This is a genomic window from Enterobacter sp. Taxon_8 (assembly GCF_058354585.1).
Window position 1 is genome coordinate 362,203 of the sequence record NZ_CM177989.1, and the last position, 20,220, is coordinate 382,422.

Annotated in this window: 20 protein-coding genes; 13 read left to right on the forward strand and 7 right to left on the reverse strand. The window is 55.8% G+C overall.

Annotated elements, in window-relative coordinates:
* Positions 1-4: 4 nt before the first annotated feature.
* From pckA to AC4IBF_RS01660, 5 genes are all read right to left on the reverse strand, one after another.
* Entirely contained in the window at positions 5-1,624 is a 1,620-nt protein-coding gene (pckA, locus tag AC4IBF_RS01640; protein ID WP_023309493.1) for a phosphoenolpyruvate carboxykinase (ATP), read from the reverse strand.
* 360 nt (positions 1,625-1,984) lie between these two features.
* The gene (gene hslO, locus AC4IBF_RS01645; RefSeq protein WP_161495995.1) at positions 1,985-2,869 is read right to left on the reverse strand and encodes an Hsp33 family molecular chaperone HslO; all 885 of its coding nucleotides are present in this window, start codon (positions 2,867-2,869) and stop codon (positions 1,985-1,987) included.
* 17 nt (positions 2,870-2,886) lie between these two features.
* Positions 2,887-3,288, reverse strand: coding sequence for a ribosome-associated heat shock protein Hsp15 (gene hslR, locus AC4IBF_RS01650; RefSeq protein ID WP_115876852.1), 402 nt, complete (start codon positions 3,286-3,288; stop codon positions 2,887-2,889).
* The gene (gene yrfG, locus AC4IBF_RS01655; RefSeq protein WP_032641117.1) at positions 3,285-3,968 is read right to left on the reverse strand and encodes a GMP/IMP nucleotidase; all 684 of its coding nucleotides are present in this window, start codon (positions 3,966-3,968) and stop codon (positions 3,285-3,287) included. Before yrfG ends, hslR begins: the two co-directional genes overlap by 4 nt.
* Positions 3,969-4,034: 66 nt before the next feature.
* Complete coding sequence (locus AC4IBF_RS01660) at positions 4,035-6,170, reverse strand: intracellular growth attenuator family protein (protein ID WP_491463124.1); 2,136 nt, start codon at positions 6,168-6,170, stop codon at positions 4,035-4,037.
* Positions 6,171-6,494: 324 nt separating this feature from the next.
* Here AC4IBF_RS01660 and nudE point away from each other — a divergent pair, with 324 nt between their 5' ends.
* The gene (nudE, locus tag AC4IBF_RS01665; RefSeq protein ID WP_008503041.1) at positions 6,495-7,055 is read left to right on the forward strand and encodes an ADP compounds hydrolase NudE; all 561 of its coding nucleotides are present in this window, start codon (positions 6,495-6,497) and stop codon (positions 7,053-7,055) included.
* 80 nt (positions 7,056-7,135) lie between these two features.
* Here the strand turns inward: nudE and mrcA are convergent, their stop codons facing one another.
* Positions 7,136-9,688 (reverse strand): peptidoglycan glycosyltransferase/peptidoglycan DD-transpeptidase MrcA, encoded by a 2,553-nt coding sequence (gene mrcA, locus AC4IBF_RS01670; protein WP_164850641.1) that lies wholly within the window; start codon positions 9,686-9,688, stop codon positions 7,136-7,138.
* 120 nt (positions 9,689-9,808) lie between these two features.
* Between mrcA and AC4IBF_RS01675 the strand changes: the two genes are divergently transcribed.
* The 12 genes from AC4IBF_RS01675 to trpS all read left to right on the forward strand — a co-directional run bounded on the left by AC4IBF_RS01675 (position 9,809) and on the right by trpS (position 19,792).
* Positions 9,809-10,585 carry a type IV pilus biogenesis protein PilM gene (locus AC4IBF_RS01675; protein ID WP_252093615.1) on the forward strand — a complete coding sequence of 259 codons (777 nt, stop codon included), beginning with the start codon at positions 9,809-9,811 and terminating at the stop codon, positions 10,583-10,585.
* Positions 10,582-11,076, forward strand: a complete 495-nt coding sequence (locus AC4IBF_RS01680) for a PilN domain-containing protein (RefSeq protein WP_133295254.1) — start codon at positions 10,582-10,584, stop codon at positions 11,074-11,076. The genes AC4IBF_RS01675 and AC4IBF_RS01680 overlap by 4 nt, the downstream gene beginning before the upstream one ends.
* 51 nt (positions 11,077-11,127) lie before the next feature.
* Positions 11,128-11,535, forward strand: coding sequence for a HofO family protein (locus tag AC4IBF_RS01685; RefSeq protein ID WP_248175403.1), 408 nt, complete (start codon positions 11,128-11,130; stop codon positions 11,533-11,535).
* Positions 11,525-11,929 carry a HofP DNA utilization family protein gene (locus AC4IBF_RS01690; protein ID WP_133295253.1) on the forward strand — a complete coding sequence of 135 codons (405 nt, stop codon included), beginning with the start codon at positions 11,525-11,527 and terminating at the stop codon, positions 11,927-11,929. Before AC4IBF_RS01685 ends, AC4IBF_RS01690 begins: the two co-directional genes overlap by 11 nt.
* The gene (hofQ, locus tag AC4IBF_RS01695; protein WP_133295252.1) at positions 11,841-13,079 is read left to right on the forward strand and encodes a DNA uptake porin HofQ; all 1,239 of its coding nucleotides are present in this window, start codon (positions 11,841-11,843) and stop codon (positions 13,077-13,079) included. The genes AC4IBF_RS01690 and hofQ overlap by 89 nt, the downstream gene beginning before the upstream one ends.
* A gap of 286 nt (positions 13,080-13,365) precedes the next feature.
* The gene (gene aroK, locus AC4IBF_RS01700; protein ID WP_003861630.1) at positions 13,366-13,887 is read left to right on the forward strand and encodes a shikimate kinase AroK; all 522 of its coding nucleotides are present in this window, start codon (positions 13,366-13,368) and stop codon (positions 13,885-13,887) included.
* 57 nt (positions 13,888-13,944) lie between these two features.
* Positions 13,945-15,033 carry a 3-dehydroquinate synthase gene (gene aroB, locus AC4IBF_RS01705; RefSeq protein WP_491463125.1) on the forward strand — a complete coding sequence of 363 codons (1,089 nt, stop codon included), beginning with the start codon at positions 13,945-13,947 and terminating at the stop codon, positions 15,031-15,033.
* A 92-nt stretch (positions 15,034-15,125) separates the two neighbouring features.
* Complete coding sequence (gene damX / locus AC4IBF_RS01710) at positions 15,126-16,442, forward strand: cell division protein DamX (protein WP_133295250.1); 1,317 nt, start codon at positions 15,126-15,128, stop codon at positions 16,440-16,442.
* A 67-nt stretch (positions 16,443-16,509) separates the two neighbouring features.
* Positions 16,510-17,322 carry an adenine-specific DNA-methyltransferase gene (gene dam / locus AC4IBF_RS01715; RefSeq protein ID WP_111963774.1) on the forward strand — a complete coding sequence of 271 codons (813 nt, stop codon included), beginning with the start codon at positions 16,510-16,512 and terminating at the stop codon, positions 17,320-17,322.
* A gap of 41 nt (positions 17,323-17,363) precedes the next feature.
* Positions 17,364-18,041 carry a ribulose-phosphate 3-epimerase gene (gene rpe, locus AC4IBF_RS01720; protein ID WP_133295249.1) on the forward strand — a complete coding sequence of 226 codons (678 nt, stop codon included), beginning with the start codon at positions 17,364-17,366 and terminating at the stop codon, positions 18,039-18,041.
* Positions 18,034-18,795: a phosphoglycolate phosphatase gene (gph, locus tag AC4IBF_RS01725; protein ID WP_127732478.1), complete on the forward strand. Its 762-nt coding sequence runs from the start codon at positions 18,034-18,036 to the stop codon at positions 18,793-18,795. Before rpe ends, gph begins: the two co-directional genes overlap by 8 nt.
* A complete protein-coding gene (trpS, locus tag AC4IBF_RS01730) occupies positions 18,788-19,792 on the forward strand; it encodes a tryptophan--tRNA ligase (RefSeq protein WP_288462050.1) in 1,005 nt (334 codons plus the stop codon). The genes gph and trpS overlap by 8 nt, the downstream gene beginning before the upstream one ends.
* A gap of 143 nt (positions 19,793-19,935) precedes the next feature.
* On the opposite strand, the gene AC4IBF_RS01735 is transcribed toward trpS, so the two are convergent.
* Positions 19,936-20,106 carry a YhfL family protein gene (locus AC4IBF_RS01735; protein WP_491463126.1) on the reverse strand — a complete coding sequence of 57 codons (171 nt, stop codon included), beginning with the start codon at positions 20,104-20,106 and terminating at the stop codon, positions 19,936-19,938.
* Positions 20,107-20,220 lie beyond the last annotated feature (114 nt).

Sequence of the window (20,220 nt, forward strand, 5' to 3'; positions counted from 1 at the left end):
TGGACTACAGTTTTGGACCCGCACTCACCAGCGCAGCACCCGCCGGGGTATCGGTATACTTCTCGAAGTTCTCAATAAACAGCTTCGCCAGCGATTCCGCCTTCTCGCGCCACTGCTCCGGAGAACCGTACGTGTTGCGCGGGTCGAGGATATGCGTATCCACACCCGGCAGCGACGTTGGGATCGCCAGGTCAAACATCGGCAGCGTGAAGGTTTCGGCGTCGTCCAGAGAACCATCCAGAATGGCGTCGATAATGGCGCGGGTATCTTTGATAGAGATACGTTTGCCGGTGCCGTTCCAGCCGGTGTTCACCAGGTATGCCTGCGCGCCGGATGCCTGCATGCGTTTCACCAGCACTTCAGCATACTGCGTCGGGTGCAGCGACAGGAAGGCCGCGCCGAAGCAGGCGGAGAAGGTTGGGGTTGGCTCCGTCACGCCGCGCTCGGTACCCGCCAGCTTGGCGGTGAAACCGGAAAGGAAGTGGTACTGCGTTTGGCTGGCCGTCAGGCGAGACACCGGAGGCAGAACGCCGAACGCATCCGCCGTCAGGAAAATAACCTTCGTGGCATGACCCGCTTTTGACACCGGCTTCACGATATTGTCGATGTGGTAGATCGGATAAGAGACGCGGGTGTTTTCCGTTTTCGACGCATCGTCGAAGTCGATGGAGCCGTCGGCACGCACGGTGACGTTTTCCAGCAGCGCATCGCGACGGATCGCGTGGAAGATATCCGGCTCGGCCTCTTCAGACAGGCGAATGGTCTTCGCGTAGCAGCCGCCTTCAAAGTTGAATACGCCATCGTCATCCCAGCCGTGTTCGTCATCGCCAATCAGGCGACGTTTTGGATCGGTGGACAGGGTGGTTTTACCGGTGCCGGACAGGCCGAAGAAGACCGCCACGTCGCCTTTTTCACCGACGTTAGCCGAGCAGTGCATGGAGGCAATGCCCCGCAGCGGCAGCAGGTAGTTCATGACGGAGAACATCCCTTTCTTCATTTCGCCGCCGTACCAGGTACCGCCGATCAGCTGGATACGCTCGGTCAGGTTGAAGGCCACAAAGTTTTCGGAGTTCAGACCCTGCTCTTTCCACTGTGGGTTGGTGCATTTCGCGCCGTTCATCACGATGAAATCAGGGGTGAAGTCCTGCAGCTCTTCGTCGGTTGGACGGATAAACATGTTTTTCACGAAATGCGCCTGCCAGGCCACTTCGGTGATAAAACGCACGGAGAGACGGGTATCGGCGTTAGCGCCGCAGAAAGCGTCGACAATAAACAAACGCTTGCCGGAAAGTTGATGGGTGACGAGCCCTTTCAGGTGCTGCCAGGTTTCCGGGGAGAGCGGTTTGTTGTCGTTCTTCCCTTTGCCCTTGTCAGCCCACCACAGCGTATCGCGGGTGGTTTCGTCTCGGACGATATACTTATCTTTCGGCGAACGACCGGTAAAAATACCGGTATCGACGGCGATAGCACCAAGATTTGTCAACACACCACGCTCGTATCCTTCCAGTGCTGGATTGAGCTCTTCCTGATACAGCGTATCGTAGTCGGGGTTGTAGACGATTTCCTGGACGTCGTGAATACCATAAGCCTTGAGATCTTGCGGGGTTAAACCAGTAACACGCATATCACTGCTCCTTAGCCAATATGTACTGCCTGAAATTGTAGGGTTTTTCTGAGGTTGTTTACCGCGACGGGGCTCATAGATTCACGCATCTGGACAAAACCCTTACTAACGGAAAACGCTGCGACTCCAGTCACGGCGCAGGCGGATTATCGCAGGAATCGCTTTTTGGGTGGGGAAAATGTTCCGAAAAGGTTAAAGGCTGGTGATTTTATCGGAAAGAATGTGAATGTAATCGCATACACGTAAGAAAATTACGTAAGAGTTACATTGGGAAAACGATTCAGCTTGGGTGGAGTTTTTTGCCCCTCAGCCCAGCCCTCTCCCCTTTGGGGAGAAGGTTAAGGTGAGGGGAAGAGAGGTTTAATGAACCTGCGGATCCGCCGGGGAGGCGTTGTTGCGGATCTCAGCGATATCCATCGAATTGAATACATAGTGCGTACCGCAGTAGTCACAGTGCATATCAATTTCGCCGTCTTCCGCCATGATGCTGTCGATCTCTTCATCCGGCAGGGTTTTCAGTGCGCCAGCGCAGCGCTCGCGGGAGCAGGTGCACTTAAACTCCACGGACTGCGGGTCGTAGACGGTCACTTCTTCTTCGTGGTACAGACGCCACAGCACGTCTGTCGCCGACAGGTTGAACAGCTCTTCCGCCTTGATGGTTTCGGTCAGCGTCGCCAGGTGCTCAAAATCATTGGTCTGAGCGTCCTGGGCAGGCAGAACCTGCAGCAGCATACCGCCCGCAGCAGGCTGGCCGTCCACTTCACCGGTGCGGATGAACAGACGCGTCGGCAGCTGCTCGGAGCGCATGAAGTAATCTTCCAGGCAGGCTGCCAGGGTATCGCCTTCCAGACCGACCACGCCCTGATAGCGCTCACCTTCCTCTGGGGAGATGGTGATCACCAGGTAGCCATTACCTACCAGCGTTTTGAGGTCAGCATTCTCAGGCACGTCGCCCTGAACGCGCGCCACGCCGCGCATCTGCTGCTGGTTATTGCCGTTGATGACCGCCAGCGTCATCGGGCCGTCGCCCTGCAGCTGCACGGTGATATCCCCGGCAAACTTCAGCGTTGCGGTAAGCAGGCTGGTGGCAACCAGCAGTTCGCCCAACAGGGTCTTCACCGGCAGCGGGTAATTGTGGTTTTCCAGAATCTGTTTCCAGGTTTCGGATACGGTGACCAGCTCGCCGCGCACGGCGAATTGTTCAAACAGATAGCGGTGTAATTGGTCGTGTTGGGCCATTTTCATCTCTCGTGCGGGTGAGGTTAATCAGTCTCACCGTGTTTAAATTTCATCAGATCGCGGCGCTCTTTTTTGTCCGGCCGCCGGTCCGGGTGAGGCATCGTCAGCGCGTTCATTTTGCGCGCCAGCGCGGTCTTCTCGCGCTTTTCAATGCTCTCCGCCGTCTCTTCATAAAGCATTACGGCTTCCGCTGCGGGTCGACGTTGTTCGGTAATGGCTTTAACCACCACCGTACGTTCATCGTTGCCCTGACGCAGCGTTAAGGTGGCATTCAGCTCAACCATCTTGCTCGGTTTGCTGCGCTGGCCGTTGTAATGCACTTTTCCGCCGTCAACCATCTCGCGGGCAAGGGCGCGCGTTTTATAAAAACGCGCTGCCCACAGCCATTTATCCAGTCTTACCCCGTCTGAGGGTTTTTCTTTCATGGCGTCTCCTTCACGGTCAGTGAGGGGATCATCTGGCGATAGTCGTTCAGTCCCGGGTGGCGCAGATAGCTTTTTTCAGCCAGGCCAGAGTCAGGATTGGTGACGCCCAGACAGTAGCGAATGCCAAACCTTGCGGCAGAATCCAGAATGGGCTCGCTGTCATCAATGAACAACGTACGTTCCGGCTGCAAACCCGTCTCTTCCTTCACCGCATGCCACAACCGCTGATCCTCTTTCGGATAACCAAATGTGTGGGTGGAAAGTAATAAATCAAGGTGCGACGCCAGACCCGTATGTTCCAGCTTCACCGCCAGATTATGTGGATGCGCGTTGGTCAGCAAGATACGACGCTTGCCGCTTGCTTTCAGCGCATCCAGAAAGGGCACTGTATCTTCGCGCAGAACGGCGCGCGGGCCCTGGGCGGTAGTCATGGCACAAATATCCAGACCGAGGCGCTCGCTCCAGTAGTCAAGACAGTACCAGTTTAGCGTATGTTGCACGGCGCTATATTGTGAACGAATGAATGCCTGCGCTTCTGCCGGGGAGATCCCCTGCTGTTCGCCATAGGTTTCTGGAACCAGCGTTTGCCAGAAATAGTTATCAAAGGCGAGATCGAGCAGCGTGCCGTCCATATCCAGCAGAACGGTATCAACCTCCTGCCAGGCGATATCAAGATGCATTAGGGGAACTCCAGCCAGATGAAACGTGCGCGACAGGGTAGCACATCTTGTCGCGCAACGACGTTATCAGATCAGGCTCTCAGACGAGGGGATCAGCTTAGGATTGAGGCAGTTTTCGTAATATTGCTGGATGTCGGCAAGCCGCGTGCGCGAGCGCTGGTAGCGGCGCAGGGCCATAAAACCGTTCCAGAAAATGGCGATCAGCATCGCGGTCATCAGCAGCGAGGTGCCGATGTAGCGCCACAGCCCAGCGCTATCCGGCATCCGGTGCAGGCCGATATGGCGAGTGCCGTTGGCGTCGGTATAAATACTCGTGACAATCCCTTCTGCGCTGAACGGCGTTTGCATCAGCATCTGCGCCAGGCGCTGGAATTGGCTCCACTGCTCCTGCGCCGGATAATCATAAAGCGCCACCTGCGGATAAGGCTGATCGACCAGGTCGCTGCCCTCATCGCTTGCAATTACAAAGCCGCCCGGTGCCGGGCTGTTCAGCGCCTGAGCCGCACGGGTGGTCTCGCGCATCATGAACGGTGACGTCGAGGTAGCGACCAGGTTATCCAGAGATTCAGCGCTAACCGGCCGCAGCAGCACGTTAACGCCATCCAGTCGTCCCGCTTCGGCGCGTTTCACCAGCGAGTCCCAGTCTTTACTGTTCCCGAGGTTTACCAGGGCATTTTTAAGACGTATGCACTCATCCTGAGAGGAACAAAGATCCTGCGTTTTCAGGACGATGTCACCAAAATCATCCAGCAGAACCATGCCTGATTTTTGAATGGCCGAACGCAGTGCGGGACTAACGCGTGAATCATCGTCCGGTTTCGGGTGCAGCTGGCGGTTAACCGTCTGGGTAAGAGCCGTGGCTTTATTCACGACTTCGGATTCCGGTAGCGGCAGCGGCGGTGCGTCGTTCCAGATAATTTGTGAGCAATCGAACGGCATAAACGGTGAGTTCTGGCGCGTGTTCCACGCCCCCGGGGTGTGAATATTACACATTCCGGTTCCCTTCAGGCGCAGCGTGTCCCCCACGCGCACACCGGCTTCATCCAGTTTGTTGACGCTGGTCGCTTCAATGGTTTGCGCCCCTTTGATCCACGACAGGGTGAATTTAATGGGCATATCCAGCGGCACGAAAAGCAGCAGCATGACTAAGACCAGCGCGGCGCCGCCGGCAATGACCGTGCTGCGAAGCCAGTGCTGAAGCGGGAAATTTTTCACTTCATCATGCAGGGATAAGAAGCGCCCCTGACGCACAACGTGGCGGTCAAGGTAGATATCAATATCGGTTTTCTGCCCCAGGTCCTGCGCGATCCACGGTTGCCAGTGGCGCGGGTAGATCAGGTCGATAATACCGAGCGAGATATTGTTGAGATGTTCCTGATCGTTTTCACCGAAGAGGCCCCAGCGCTTTGGCGTTCCGCGCAGGCAGTGGATTTCGCGCAACGAGGTTCTGGCCGGTGGGGCAAAGAGCCCCCAAAGCCCGCCCGCCAGCAGCAGAACCGCACCTCCAGCCAGCCAGGGGACAAACACATCCGGCATGAGGAGGCAGATAAAAAAGAGCAGGAAGGCAGCAACGATCAGAATGGCTTCGCGGATGCCGTCCGGGCGGCTCAGAGCGTACTCTTCATGGGTTTCCTGGCGAATATTCAGCAGTTCAATCTGCTCAGTCTCTTCGCCACGAATGGAGGCCTGCGTTGAACTGGCGCGTTCCAGCGCAAAACGAGGGGCTTCCTGAAGGTATTCATTCAGCGTATGGCCGTTAAGCGAGATAACCAGGGGCAACGAGTCGGTGTGAATCAGCTCAACGCTGTTTTCGTCGTTAATGTATTGCTCCCAGGACGGGGGCAGATGCACTTCGACGGAATCAAGGTAATAGCGCCATTTGTTAGGGTCATCAGTAGTGATGCCATAGCGCGTGATGGAGCGCGTCACGCAGAGCACGGTATCACTTTGTGCATTAAGATTTAGCGCGACGGGCGCAGCGGTGGCTCCCGTTGGCCCAGGCGTTAATTGAGTACGGTTCAGGATTTCGAGATAGTTTTCAACCGCATCGCGCTCGTCTTGCGTAAGTTTACGCGTGCTTGCACCCGCAAATGCATTTAAAAAGGGCAGGCGATAACGGCGCTGTACGCGGCGCCTGTAAAACCACCCTGCAACCAACGCACCGGCCAGCATAGCAGCGAGAACAATCAAAATGGTGCTCATGCTTTCCCCATCTTACTTATCTTCTTACAGGTGTAGTCAGTAGCACCTTTACATTGAATGAGAGTCTGTGGTTGGCTATCGGCAAGTATGGAGTCGAACTTGAGCATTCTGAAGCGCATCCCAGTGACCGGTGATGATAGCAAAGCCTGTTATGGCGCGATATCAGCAAATTCCTGGAAACATTTCAACCTCTTGACATTTGTTTTGAATTGAGGATTGATCTCAAATACGTTGCATAAATGTAAATAAAGAACAATTGACATTGCCGAAACCGTGCAGCGTATCGCACAATAACGCCAGTTCTCACTGCTAAGACCCATCAAGATGAGCAAACCACTACAAAAACCCACCATTCTGAATGTTGAAACTGTCGCCAAATCGCGCCTGTTTAATGTCGAAAGTGTGGATCTGGAGTTCAGCAACGGTGTGCGTCGCGTTTATGAACGTATGCGCCCTTCTTCGCGCGAAGCGGTGATGATTGTTCCCATTGTCGACGATCATCTGATTTTGATCCGCGAATACGCTGTGGGAACGGAATCTTACGAGCTCGGGTTCTCGAAAGGGCTTATCGACCCGGGTGAAACCGTCTTTGAAGCGGCAAACCGCGAGCTGAAAGAAGAGGTGGGGTTCGGGGCGAATGAGCTTTCATTCCTGAAAAAGCTGAGCATGGCACCGTCCTATTTTTCCAGCAAAATGAATATTGTGGTGGCTGAAGATCTCTATCCTGAATCGCTGGAAGGGGATGAGCCGGAGCCGTTGCCGCAGGTTCGCTGGCCGTTAGCGCACCTGATGGATCTGCTGGAAGACCCTGACTTTAATGAGGCCCGCAACGTGAGCGCGCTGTTCCTGGTACGGGAGTGGTTGAAGGGGCAGGGGCGACTGTAGGCCATAAAAAAAGCCGGGTGGCGACTTCGCCTTACCCGGCCTACGATGCTTTGCCCGGTTTTTACCGGGCATTCTTATTTTTAGAACAGCTCGTGCGTTTCGCCGTTATCGATAATCTCTGTACCCACCTCGTGCACCGCCTGTGTGGTTGGCTGGGTGCCCTCAATGAAATACTCTTCGCGACTATTACCGCCGTTGGCAAGCTGACCGGTGCTGCGGTCGATATTGACCGTCACCACGCCTGGCGGCGGCGTTAACGGCTGCTCCGGCACACCTTCAAGAACGGACTTCATGTAGGCATCCCAGGCCGGCTGCGCGCTCTTCGCTCCGCCTTCGTAGCCGGAAATCTGATCCTTAATCGCGCCGGATGCCGTGGTACGACCTAAATCACGGCGGTGATCGTCGAAGCCGATCCAGACTGATGTCACCACGCCCGGGCCGTAGCCGGAGAACCACGCATCTTTCGAGCTGTTGGTTGTCCCCGTTTTACCGCCGATATCATGGCGCTGCAAATCACGCCCTGCGCGCCAGCCGGTACCCTGCCAGCCCGGTTCACCGAAGATGTTGGTGTTCAGCGCGCTCTTAATCAGGAACGACAGCGGCGTGTTGATCACATGCGGTGCGTACTCCTGCGCGCCGGTCTGCGCCACCAGTGCCTGGTTCGCCTGCTCGAGCTGCGGCTGCGGCACAACGCCGTTCTGCTGCTCCTGCGACACGGCAGGGTCTTCCATGTCCTTATTCTCAAGCACCTCGGATTTCGGCGTATTGCCGTAAATGACCGGGATATCGCACTCAGGACAGGCAATTTTCGGCTTCGCTTCGAACAGCACGCCGCCCTGATCGTTCTCGATTTTACTGATGAAGTACGGGTCAACCAGGAAGCCGCCGTTAGCCATCACCGAGTACCCGCGTGCGACCTGAAGCGGCGTAAAGGAGGCCGAGCCTAACGCCAGCGACTCGGTGCGAACGATGTTCTGTGCCGGGAAACCAAAGCGCTGCAGATACTCTGCGGCATAGTCGACGCCCATCGCGCGCATGGCGCGCACCATCACCACGTTTTTCGACTGCCCCAGACCCTGACGGAGACGAATAGGACCGGCATACTCCGCAGGGGAATTCTTCGGCTGCCAGTCGGAACCCGCACCGGCATCCCAGCGGGAGATTGGCACGTCGTTGAGGATGCTGGCGAGGGTCAGTCCCTTATCCATCGCGGCCGTGTAGAGGAACGGTTTGATATTGGAACCGACCTGACGCAGCGCCTGCGTGGCGCGGTTAAATTTGCTCTGGTTGAAATCAAACCCGCCGACCAGGGCCAGGATCGCACCGTTCTGTGGATTGATAGAGACCAGGGCCGAGTTGACGTCCGGCACCTGTGCCAGCCACCAGGCTTCGCCTACTTTGCGCACCCAGATTTGCTGCCCGGTCTGGACGGCATCGGTCACTTTACGCGGCGTTGCGCCCTGTAGGGTATCCGAGCGGTACGGACGCGCCCAGCGGACACCGTCCATGCGCAGAGAGACGGAGGTGCCGTCCGCGAGCGTCGCAACGGCTTCCTGAGGATCGGCCTGCGTCACCACGGCAGGCAGGAGCGGACCATAGGTTGGCAGCGCCTTCAGCGTACTGGTGATTTTTTTGCTGTCCCACGCGCTTTCGCCCACTTTCCAGAGCACGTTTGACGGGCCGCGATAGCCGTGACGCATATCGTAGTCCATCACGTTGTTCCGTACCGCTTCCTGAGCCGCCTGTTGGACTTTGCGGGTGACGGTGGTGTACACGCGATAGCCATCTTCATAGGCCTTGTCACCATAGCGATTCACCATCTCCTGGCGAACCATTTCGGTCAGATAAGGAGATGCAAAGGCGATCTCAGGGGCGTGGTAGTTAGCGTCAATGACATCGTTACGCGCCTGGTCGTATTCGCTCTGGCTGATGTAGCCTTCGCTCAGCATACGTGACAGGACGACGTTGCGACGCGCGGTGGCGCGATCGAGCGAGTAGAGCGGGTTAAACGTGGATGGCGCTTTTGGCAGACCTGCTATGGTGGCCATTTCGCTTAAGGTGAGTTGCTCAACAGGCTTGCCGAAGTACACCTGTGCGGCAGCCCCCACGCCATAGGCGCGGTAGCCCAGGTAGATTTTGTTGAGGTACAGCTCAAGGATTTCGTCTTTGCTCAGCAGCTGCTCAATACGGATCGCAAGGAACACCTCTTTGATCTTACGTATCAGCGTCTTTTCAGGGCTGAGGAAGAAGTTACGCGCCAGCTGCTGCGTAATGGTGCTCGCCCCCTGAGAGGCGTGACCAGAGAACAACGCAATGCTCGCGGCACGGAAAATTCCCACCGGATCGACACCGTGGTGCTCGTAAAAACGGCTGTCCTCCGTGGCGATAAAGGCTTTCACCATCACGGGGGGAATTTGGTTTAAGGTCAGCGGAATACGACGCTTCTCGCCATACTGCGCCATCAGCTCGCCATCGGCGCTATAGACTTGCATCGGGATCTGGAGTCGCACATCGCGAAGCGTGGCGACATCAGGTAGCTGTGGCTCAATATATTTGTACAAACCGTAAATCGAGCCTGCTCCCAGCAGAATGCAACAGACTGCAAGGATGAATAAATACTTTACGAACTTCACCGGAGATTTCCCATTTGGTTTCACTTGGGCAGTTTCTAAACAATCGCGCGGTAGTATAAAGGCAAGCCTGATTCATTGATATAGCCGTCAGGGTGACGGGCGATAAGGAGATCGTGAAGCATGGCTTTCAAAACATGGCAAACGGGCATTCATATTCAACAGGATAGGGTACTGATCGTCGCACTGGCCCGGGAGAAGTCCGGCTGGTGTGTGCGGCGCTGGTGGGCAATCCCGCTGGCCGAAGGCATTATTCGTGACGGCAAAATTTATCAGCCAGAACAGCTGGTTGATGCGTTACGCGACTGGCGAAAAACGCTGCCGCACTACCACCGGGCGTTCCTCTCTTTCCCGGCTGCACGCACCCTGCAGCGGTCGCTTGCCCGTCCGACCGTTGCGCTGCGCGACAGCGAGCAGCTCTCATGGCTTGGCGCCGCGCTCGCCCGCGAACTGGAGATGTCTGCCGATACGCTCTGTTTCGATTACGTGCAGGATACGTTCAGCAATACCTTTCACGTGACTGCCGCGCAAAATAACGAGGTCGACACCCTACTGGCGCTGGCGAAAACGCTGCGTTTGCGGCTGGTAACCATTACTCCGGATGCCAGCGCGCTGGCGAATCTTCTTCCTGCGGTGGCACCAGCGAAATGCATCGCCTGGCGGGACGATCGGCAGTGGCTCTGGGCCATGCGCCACCAGTGGGGACGCCGCTTAACTACCGAAGCAGAAAGCATGGCTGAGCTGGCGGCGCTGCTGGCTCTTGGGCCGGATGACATCGCGCTGTTTGATAGCCGACGTGACCCGTGGGAAATCCTGGAACGTTACCATGCTCCATTACCGGACTGCGGCGCTGATTATACCGTTGCGCTGGCTTTGGCCATGAGCGAGGTACCCGCATGAGCATCATGAACTTTCTGCCGTGGCGACAGCAGCGGCGCTCGCGATGCCTGCGCTTCTGGGGCGCAATGTGTGTCGGCACAGTGCTGTTGCTGTGCGTGACCATTTTCTGTCTGCGGATGAACCATCTCGTGAAGCTGCGCGCGCTGCAAACGGATCTGACGGGAATGCAGACCGTGCAGCACGCGCTTGTCGCCCGGCAAAGACTGACCGCACAGGCGCAGATGCCCGTGCAGACCGTGCAACAACGGGCATGGCAACCGGTGCTGGAATCACTTTCCCGCGCCGTTCCGGCACAGGTCTGGCTGACGGAGTTGCGCTATCAGCCCCCTGCTCTGATGCTGAGCGGGTATGCCATAACCCTGCCGGCCCTGTCTGCTCTGCGCGATGCGCTTGGCCTAATAGCGGATTTTACGCCCGGGACGACGGGTGAGCTTCGGCAGGACAGCCAGGGGCGATGGATGTTCACCCTTCATCTTAAAAGCGAGGGGTAACGCGTGGATACCCTGTTAGAACGCTGGTGCGAAAGCCGTCCCTGGAATCGGGTGCTCTTCTGGTTTCTGGCGAGCCTCCTGGCTGGACTGGCAGCGTGGGGCACCATGCTCAGACCGGTAGACGGGCAGAGTGCCGAACGACAACGCCAGCTGATTCAGGACGTGAGGACGAATGCAGCGTTATGGTCTGCCGTCAGAAAGACGCCGTTTCGTCCGAAAATAACGGAAGCACTGGAGAAGACGCCGTTCTCCCCGCTCGATTTTCAGGGCGATGACGCGACGCTCGTTCACTGGAAGCCGCTACAGAACGGAGGAGAACTGATGCTGGAGGTAGAGTGGCAGGCTATCCCGGCGCTTTTTTCCCGGCTGGCGCAGCGGGATGTGCAGATCGCCGCTTTCGCGATTACACCACATGGCACAGCGTTGCGCCTGCGGCTGGAGCTAGAACATGCGAAATAGCACGCGATGTTTGCTGGTTTGCTCTGCGCTGCTACTGACCGGTATGCGCGATCCCTTTCACCCGCCGGACGATCCCTGCGCCATTGCCGAGCTGGCGCAGTGGCACTATCGCGGCATGGTGGGAGGACAGCAGGCTATCGGCATTTTACAGGATGGGCAAAAGCGCTGGTATCGGCTGAAAACGCATGAGCGCTTTCCGGAAGGCTGGACGATAACAACCATCAATGAAACGGAACTGGTTGTTGATGTGGGTGACACATGTGAACCAGGAAAATGGACGTGGCAACGAGAAGGAACGGATAAGAATGAATTTACGGATAATGCTGTGGCTGCTGGCGTTCAGCCATCCGCTGTGGGCCGCCGCGCCAAAACCGGTCACGCTGGTGGTGGATGACGTTCCTGTAGCCCAGGTACTACAGAGTCTGGTTGCCCAGGAGAATAGAAATCTGGTGATATCGCCTGATGTCGGCGGCACGCTTTCGCTCAATCTGAAGCGCGTCCCCTGGCGACAGGCATTACAGACGGTTGTCGCCAGCGCTGGCCTCGTTTTGCGAGAGGAGGGCGGCATTTTTTATGTGTATACCTCGGCCTGGCAGCGTGAACAGCAGGAACGCTCGGAACAGGAGCGGGCCCGAAGACAGCTTGATGCGCCGCTGGTGTCTCACAGCATCGCTTTTTCCTATGCCGATGCCGGAGAGCTGCAGAAAGCCGCGGAAAAACTCCTGAGTCCAAAGGGGAGTTTATCCGTTGACACGCGTACCAACCGGCTGCTGATTCGGGATAACCAGACGGTGGTGGAGACTCTACAGCGCTGGGCCGCCCAGATGGATATTCCCGTCGAACAGGTCGAGCTGGCGGCGCACATTGTGACCATTAATGAAAAAAGCCTGCGCGAGCTAGGGGTGAAGTGGAATCTCGCCGACGCCACCGACGCGGGCAAAGTTGGACAGCTCACCACGCTTGGCAGCGATCTTTCCGTTGCCAGCGCCACCAGCCACGTGGGTTTTAACATCGGACGGATCAATGGTCGGCTGCTTGATCTGGAACTCTCTGCGCTGGAGCAAAAACAGCAGGTCGATATTATCGCCAGCCCGAGGCTTCTGGCCTCGCATATGCAACCAGCCAGCATCAAGCAGGGGAGTGAGATCCCGTATCAGGTCTCAAGCGGTGAAAGTGGGGCGACCTCAGTTGAGTTTAAGGAGGCGGTATTAGGCATGGAGGTCACGCCGGTGGTATTGCCGGGGGGGCGCGTGCGCCTGAAATTGCATATTAGTGAAAATATGCCGGGGCAGGTTCTGCAGCAGGCTGACGGCGAAACGCTGGCGATCGACAAACAGGAGATTGAAACCCAGGTGGAGGTAAAAAGTGGAGAAACGCTGGCGTTGGGCGGAATTTTTTCGCAGAAAAACAAAACCGGCAGTGACAGCGTGCCCGGGCTCGGGAAAATCCCCTGGCTTGGGCAGCTTTTTCGTCACGATGGTAAGGATAATGAACGGCGCGAGTTAGTGGTGTTTATTACGCCACGTCTGGTCGGTATTCGCTGACGGGTAACGATCCCCGCAATGATTTTGCATTCAGTTTGTTGCAGATGTTTGACGTGGGGCATGAATTAGCATACAAGGAGTACCGATTTGAGTTGGACTTACGTCTTATTACCTTATGCGCCCGACGCGGTGATTTAATCAGTTGCCAAACAAGCCGGAGTATTGAGATAATTTTTAGTCTGACTCTCGCTCTATTGCATATGAGGTTTCAGTTCATGTCCTGCTACGCTGGGTGTCTGCGAAGCGGGGATTACCATTAACGAATAGTCTTAGTAGTACCGATAAAATGGCAGAGAAACGCAATATCTTTCTGGTTGGGCCTATGGGTGCCGGCAAAAGCACTATTGGGCGTCAGTTAGCTCAACAACTCAATATGGAATTTTACGATTCTGATCAAGAGATTGAGAAACGAACCGGAGCTGATGTGGGCTGGGTTTTCGATGTAGAAGGCGAAGAAGGTTTCCGTGACCGAGAAGAAAAAGTGATCAACGAACTCACGGAAAAACAGGGCATCGTTCTGGCAACAGGCGGCGGTTCTGTGAAATCTCGCGAAACCCGTAACCGTCTCTCCGCCCGTGGCGTAGTGGTCTATCTTGAGACGACTATCGAGAAACAGCTGGCACGTACGCAGCGCGATAAAAAGCGCCCGCTGCTGCAGGTTGAAACGCCACCACGCGAAGTTCTGGAAGCATTGGCCGATGAACGCAATCCGCTGTATGAAGAGATTGCCGATGTGACCATTCGTACTGACGACCAGAGCGCTAAAGTGGTTGCAAACCAGATTATTCATATGCTGGAAAGCAACTGATTCTGGCTTTATATACACTCGCCTGCGGGTAAAAGCATTAAAGGTGGATGTCGCGTCATGGAGAGGATTACAGTTACTCTCGGGGAACGTAGTTACCCTATCACCATCGCGGCTGGTTTGTTTAACGACCCAGCTTCCTTTTTACCACTGAAAGCGGGTGATCAGGTGATGCTGGTCACCAATGAGACGCTGGCTCCGCTTTATCTCGACCGCGTACGCCATCTGCTTGAGCAGGCGGGCGTAAAAGTCGACAGTGTGATTCTCCCCGATGGCGAGCAGTATAAAAGCCTGACGGTACTGGATACCGTCTTTACCGCATTGCTGCAAAAACCGCACGGTCGCGATACAACACTGCTTGCCCTGGGCGGCGGTGTTGTGGGCGATCTGACCGGCTTTGCGGCCGCAAGCTATCAGCGCGGCGTCCGTTTTATTCAAATCCCAACCACGTTGCTGTCCCAGGTCGACTCCTCTGTGGGTGGCAAAACGGCAGTCAACCATCCGCTCGGCAAAAACATGATTGGCGCGTTCTACCAGCCTGCATCGGTGGTGGTGGATCTCGACTGTCTGAAAACCCTGCCGAAGCGCGAACTGGCTTCGGGTCTGGCGGAAGTGATCAAATACGGCATTATTCTGGATGGCGAGTTCTTTAGCTGGCTTGAAGAGAATATGGATGCGCTGCTGTGCCTGAATGAGGCTACACTGGCATACTGCATTCGTCGTTGCTGTGAGCTGAAAGCAGAAGTTGTCGCTGCAGACGAGCGTGAAACGGGCTTACGTGCTTTACTGAATCTTGGGCATACGTTTGGTCACGCGATTGAAGCCGAAATGGGTTACGGCAACTGGCTGCACGGTGAAGCCGTCGCGGCCGGAATGGTCATGGCAGCCCGCACCTCTGAACGCCTCGGACAGTTCAAACCGGAAGAGACGGCACGTATCATTGCGCTGCTTGAACGTGCAGGTTTGCCGGTGACCGGGCCGCAGGAGATGTCGGCGCAAGCGTATTTACCCCACATGATGCGCGATAAAAAAGTATTGGCAGGTGAGATGCGTCTTGTACTCCCGCTTGCAATAGGGAAGAGTGAAGTGCGCGGCGGAGTGCCGCACGATGTCGTTCTTGGCGCTATCGCTGATTGGCAGCAGGCGTAACAACTAGAAAGGTCAGGCCACTGTCGCAGGTGGTCGTTTAGCTTCAGGTGAAATGCAAAGTCGTTGGCATAAGCCTTTGAGTGGGGTGTTAAATGGATGAATTCAAACCAGAAGACGAGCTGAAACCCGATCCCAGCGATCGTCGTACTGGTCGTTCTCGTCAATCTTCAGAACGTGATAACGAGCCGCAGATCAACTTTGACGATGTTGATCTGGATGCAGACGATCGTCGCCCTTCGCGCAGCCGCAACGCGCACGAAGAGCGAGCAGAAGAGGATTATGAGTCCGAAGAAGATTCAATGGACGAACAGCCTGTAGAGCGTCGCCCGCGTAAACGTAAAAAAGCCGCTGCGCCGAAACCGGCTTCCCGCCAGTACATTATGATGGGCCTTGGCGTTCTGGTGCTTGTGCTGTTGATTGTCGGCATTGGCTCCGCGCTTAAAGCACCGTCAACGAACTCAACCGAGCAAACGGCTTCCGCTGAGAAGAGCATCAACCTGTCCGGTAACGATGCGTCCAATCAGGCGAATGGCGCACAGCCAGCGCCGGGAGCGACTTCCGCAGAGCAGACCGCAGGCAACACCACAGCGCAGCAGGATGTTTCTCTGCCGCCCGTTTCTTCAACCCCAGCTCAGGGTCAGGCACCTGCTGCGCCTGAAGGTCAGCAGCGTGTGGAAGTTCAGGGAGACCTGAACAATGCGCTGACTCAGCCGCAGAACCAGCAGCAGGTTGATAACGTCGTGGTTAACTCTACGCTGCCAACTGAACCTGCAACCGTTGCCCCGATTCGCGGTGGTAACGCCCAGCCACAAACGGCTGCGACGGAAACCAAACCGCGCCAGACGCAAACTGCGACACGTCCTGAACGTAAGCAGGCGGTGATTGAGCCTAAGCGTGAAACCAAACCTCAGTCAGTAGTCAAAGCGCCTGAAGTGAAAGCCGTACCGGCACAGCCGAAACATACTGAAACGGCGGCGGTGAGCGAGCCTGCGAAAGCGCCAGTCACGCAGACGGCGCCGAAAGCAACGGCGACCACAACAGCACCGGCTGCCACAGCTGCGCCTGCAGCAACGACTCCAGCAGCCACGGCAACAGCCTCCAGCAGCGCCGCAGGCAAAACTGCAGGTAACGTTGGTTCGCTGAAGTCTGCGCCATCCAGCAACTACACGCTGCAGCTGAGCAGTTCGTCTAACTATGACAACCTCAACAGCTGGGCGAAGAAATCAAATCTGAAAAACTATGTTGTTTATCAGACGACCCGTAACGGTCAACCGTGGTACGTGCTGGTCAGCGGCGTGTATTCGTCCAAAGATGAAGCGAAACGTGCCGTTGCGGCACTGCCAGCGGATGTTCAGGCGAAAAACCCCTGGGCGAAGCCGATTCATCAGGTTCAGGCCGATCTGAAGTAATGTTTAAAGCGCAGGATGCTGTCGGAGCTTTCTCCACAGCCGGAGAAGGTGTAATCAGTTAGTCAGCATGAAAAAAAATCGCGCTTTTCTGAAATGGGCAGGGGGGAAATATCCCCTGCTCGATGATATTAAAAAGCACCTGCCTGAAGGCGAGTGTCTAATCGAGCCTTTCGTGGGTGCAGGATCGGTGTTCCTCAACACCGATTTTTCTCGTTATATCCTGGCGGATATCAACAACGATCTTATCAGCCTCTATAACATCGTTAAGCTGCGTACCGAAGAGTATGTCGCAGAGGCGCGCAAGCTGTTTACGCCAGAGAACAACACCCCTGACGTCTACTATCAGTTCCGCGCGGAGTTTAATCAGAGCCAGGATCCGTTCCGCAGAGCGCTGCTATTTCTCTATCTCAACCGTCATGGTTACAACGGCCTGTGCCGGTATAATCTTCGTGGGGAATTTAACGTGCCGTTTGGTCGCTATAAGCGCCCGTATTTCCCGCAGGACGAGCTGTATCACTTTGCCGAAAAAGCGCAGAACGCTGAGTTTCATTGCCTCTCCTATGAAGAGTGTATGGAGCTGGCAGGCGTAAACTCGGTGGTTTACTGTGATCCGCCTTACGCACCATTGTCTGCAACGGCGAATTTCACCGCTTATCACACCAACAGCTTCAGCCCGGCCGAACAGGCTCGTCTGGCTGAGATGGCGGAAAAGCTGGTCAGCAAAAGAATTCCGGTGTTAATTTCGAATCACGACACGCCTGATACGCGCGAATGGTACAAAGCCGCGAAGCATTTTCAGGTTAAGGTGCGGCGTAGCATTAGCAGCAACGGCGGCACGCGTAAAAAGGTGGACGAACTTCTGGCTCTTTATCGCCCCTGAGCCGTTTTGCCCGCCGGTAAACACATTTCAAGGAGAAGCGGATGAAACAGTTTTTGATTGCTCCCTCAATTCTGTCGGCCGATTTTGCCCGCCTGGGTGAAGACACTGCCAAAGCTCTCGCGGCTGGTGCAGATGTTGTCCATTTCGACGTTATGGACAACCACTACGTCCCTAATCTGACAATTGGCCCAATGGTGCTCAAAGCATTACGTAACTACGGCATTACCGCCCCGATCGACGTTCATCTTATGGTGAAGCCTGTTGATCGCATCGTGCCTGACTTCGCCGCAGCGGGTGCCAGCATCATCACTTTCCATCCGGAAGCCTCTGAACACGTAGACCGCACGCTGCAGCTGATCAAAGAGAACGGTTGTAAAGCGGGCCTGGTGTTTAACCCGGCCACGCCGCTGAGCTATCTCGATTATGTCATGGATAAACTGGACGTGATTTTGCTGATGTCCGTTAACCCGGGCTTTGGCGGTCAGTCGTTTATCCCCCACACGCTGGATAAGCTGCGTGAAGTACGCCGTCGCATTGATGAGTCAGGTTACGATATTCGTCTGGAAGTGGACGGCGGTGTGAAAGTGAATAACATTGGTGAAATTGCGGCGGCAGGTGCGGATATGTTCGTTGCCGGTTCAGCCATTTTCGACCAACCGGATTACAAAAAAGTCATTGATGAAATGCGCCGCGAGCTGTCGAAGGTAAGTCATGGATAAATTGCAGGCAATTCGGGGTATCGCATTTGACCTCGACGGCACGCTGGTCGACAGCGCGCCGGGCTTAACGAGCGCCGTAGACCAGGCGCTGTACGCGCTTGAACTCCCCGTTGCGGGTGAAGAGCGTGTCGTCACGTGGATTGGCAACGGGGCCGATGTTCTGATGGAGCGCGCGTTGACGTGGGCGCGTCAGGAGCGTGCGTCACAGCGTTCCGCCCAGGGTAAACCGAGCGTCGATCACGCGGATATCCCGCAGGAAGAGCAGCTGCGTATTCTGCGCAAACTGTTCGATCGTTTCTATGAAGAGACGGTCGAAGAGGGCAGCTTCCTGTTCCCGGACGTTCAGGAAACGCTGAGCGCGCTGTCCGCGAAGGGCATTCCGCTGGGACTGGTGACCAACAAACCGACACCTTTTGTCGCACCTCTGCTGGAAGCGCTCGATATCGCGAAGTATTTCTCCGTCATTGTGGGCGGCGACGATGTGCAAAACAAAAAGCCCCATCCGGAACCGCTGCTGCTGGTGGCAGGAAAATTATCCTTAACGCCTGCGGAGCTGCTCTTTGTCGGCGATTCACGCAATGATATTCTGGCTGCCCGCGCGGCCGGGTGTCCTTCCGTGGGGTTAACCTATGGCTACAACTACGGTGAAGCCATCACGCTGAGTGAGCCGGACGTCGTTTTCGACCACTTCAAAGATTTGTTGCCCGCACTCGGGCTTTCGCACAGTGAACATCAGGAATTGAATAATGACTAAGCCCATCGTTTTTAGTGGCGCACAGCCTTCAGGTGAATTGACCATTGGTAACTACATGGGTGCGTTACGTCAGTGGGTCAGCATGCAGGATGACTACCATTGCATTTACTGCATCGTCGATCTCCATGCGATCACCGCGCGTCAGGATCCTGAGAAGCTGCGCAAAGCCACGCTGGACACCCTGGCGCTGTACCTGGCCTGCGGTATTGATCCAGAGAAGAGCACCATCTTCGTTCAGTCTCACGTGCCGGAGCACGCGCAGCTGGGCTGGGCGCTGAACTGCTACACCTATTTCGGCGAGCTGAGCCGCATGACCCAGTTCAAGGATAAATCTGCCCGATACTCTGAAAACATCAACGCCGGTCTGTTTGACTATCCGGTGCTGATGGCGGCAGACATCCTGCTGTATCAAACCAACCAGGTGCCGGTGGGTGAAGACCAGAAGCAGCACCTGGAGCTGAGCCGCGATATCGCCCAGCGCTTTAACGCGATCTATGGCGATGTGTTTAAAGTGCCTGAGCCATTTATTCCGAAGTCCGGCGCGCGCGTCATGTCGCTGCTTGAGCCGACCAAGAAGATGTCCAAGTCTGACGATAACCGCAATAACGTTATCGGCCTGCTGGAAGATCCGAAATCGGTAGTGAAAAAACTCAAGCGCGCGGTGACCGATTCCGACGAGCCGCCTGTAGTGCGCTACGACGTGCAGAACAAAGCGGGCGTCTCCAACCTGCTGGATATCCTCTCCGGCGTCACCGGCCAGAGCATCCCTGAGCTGGAAAAACACTTCGAAGGCAAGATGTACGGCCACCTGAAAGGCGAAGTGGCAGATGCCGTTTCCGGCATGCTGACCGAGCTGCAGGAGCGTTATCACTGCTACCGTAACGACGAAGCTTTCCTGCAGAAAGTGATGAAAGAGGGCGCGGAAAAAGCCAGCGCGCGCGCGTCCGAAACCCTGAAAGCGGTGTACAACGCGATTGGGTTTGTTGCGAAGCCTTGAGTCTGCTTGCCGGGTGTCGCTAACGCTTACCCGGCCTACAGGATCGTGTAGGTCGGGTAAGGCAAAGCCACCACCCGACAAAAAACACACTCTCCAAAACTAAAAAACCGGGACATCCCGGTTTTTTTACGCCTGTAAAACGCTTACTGCTGTGCCGCCGGACCGCAACCACCGATGATCTTCGAAATGGTGATCGCCGGGTGCAGCAGGTAATCGTAGCTGCAGTTATTTTTGGTGTTCTGTACATGACCGGTACAGGCAGTCAGAGTCGATAACAGGCCAACCAGAACGGCGACCTTTGCCAGTTTGAACATACGCATTCCTTGTCTTAAAAACGAAAGTTAGATGTATATCAAGGGAATAAAGGGGAAAGTTCCACTTCGGGGCAGTATGTTATCGACAGCGGTAAGAGCGGAGTAGTCCGCATA